General features: G+C 55.4%; 2 protein-coding genes. Both read left to right on the forward strand.

Annotated elements, in window-relative coordinates:
* The first annotated feature begins 253 nt into the window (after positions 1-253).
* Complete coding sequence (locus OKB81_RS20485) at positions 254-679, forward strand: DUF2787 family protein (RefSeq protein WP_270805445.1); 426 nt, start codon at positions 254-256, stop codon at positions 677-679.
* A 67-nt stretch (positions 680-746) separates the two neighbouring features.
* Positions 747-1,019, forward strand: coding sequence for a JAB domain-containing protein (locus tag OKB81_RS20490; protein ID WP_270805446.1), 273 nt, complete (start codon positions 747-749; stop codon positions 1,017-1,019).
* The last annotated feature ends 57 nt before the right edge of the window (positions 1,020-1,076 follow it).

Raw genomic sequence — 1,076 nt, forward strand, 5'->3', positions numbered from 1 at the left:
CCAGCGAAGAGGTAATGGATTTCAAGTGTGACGAGCTGATTTTGGGAAAAAAAGATGCCGATTCAAGGGCGCTTACGTGACAACAGCCCTACCTTCCGCCTCACAGACTGCAGCCATTGTCGCGAGCGGATTGACCCTGGCGAGCGCCGCCCCGTTAGCCGTTCCGATAGCAGTAGCCGGAACCGCGCTATACGGCGCCAAGAAGCTGTTCGACTGGCTAACCGACTAACCCCCGAATACTCAGGAGATGACCATGACAATTCCCTTTCAAGCGGAAGGCCAACTGCTGCCCGTCAGCCCGTGGCTGAAATCCCGGCTGGCCGAAATGGTGAGCGAGCAATGCATCAACCTAGAGCCACTGACGGCCCTCACTTTTCGTTTCAATGACCCGAACTATTCGGCCACCCAAGGCGGCTATCACCCGGTGGAAATCCGGCTGGTACGCGGCCTCAACGGCTGGCTATTCGATACCATCACCGACTTTAGCTATCAGGGCTATGGCGATTGGGCCGAGCTCGACAAGGAGCTGGACTTTGATTTGCTCAGCCCCGAGTTCACCCACATCTATCTGGGCGTGCTGGAGCACGATGACGCCATCGAGTTGTACCAGCAATGGGAGAACAACTTCTGGCTCTACTGTCAGATGAACACATTCAGCACAGCCCTGAGCTGTACCTAACCGCATTCACGACAACGCCACCTTCAGCACTGACGCCGGAGGTGGCGTTTTCTATGGAGAACTCACCATGAGCCACAACAAATTCAAAGCTGGAGAGACCCAGGGTACTTATGTCCTCACCGAGCCTGCCACAGCCGAGGAAATCTTGGCCATGGCCAACCGACTGGCCAGAGCACGCGTCACCAAGGGCAAGGCGCTCACCTCGCCGAGTCTTACCTACAGTTGCCTGCAGACCCTGCTGCAGGGCTATGAGCGAGAGGTATTCGCCATCCTGTTTCTGGATAGCCAGCACCGCATCATCAAATTCGAGGAGTTGTTTCAACCGACATTCCGCACCTGATTTAGGAATAAATTTGCCGATAGCGCTCACCCAATACCTCCAAAATGATCTGCTGGT

It is taken from the genome of Aeromonas sp. QDB56 (assembly GCF_027705505.1).
Lineage (GTDB): Bacteria > Pseudomonadota > Gammaproteobacteria > Enterobacterales > Aeromonadaceae > Aeromonas > Aeromonas caviae.

Bases quoted from the DNA above. Each gene is read 5' to 3' on its own strand.
- OKB81_RS20485 (WP_270805445.1), top strand. From the start codon at position 254: ATGACAATTCCCTTTCAAGCGGAAGGCCAACTGCTGCCCGTCAGCCCG.
- OKB81_RS20490 (WP_270805446.1), top strand. From the start codon at position 747: ATGAGCCACAACAAATTCAAAGCTGGAGAGACCCAGGGTACTTATGTC.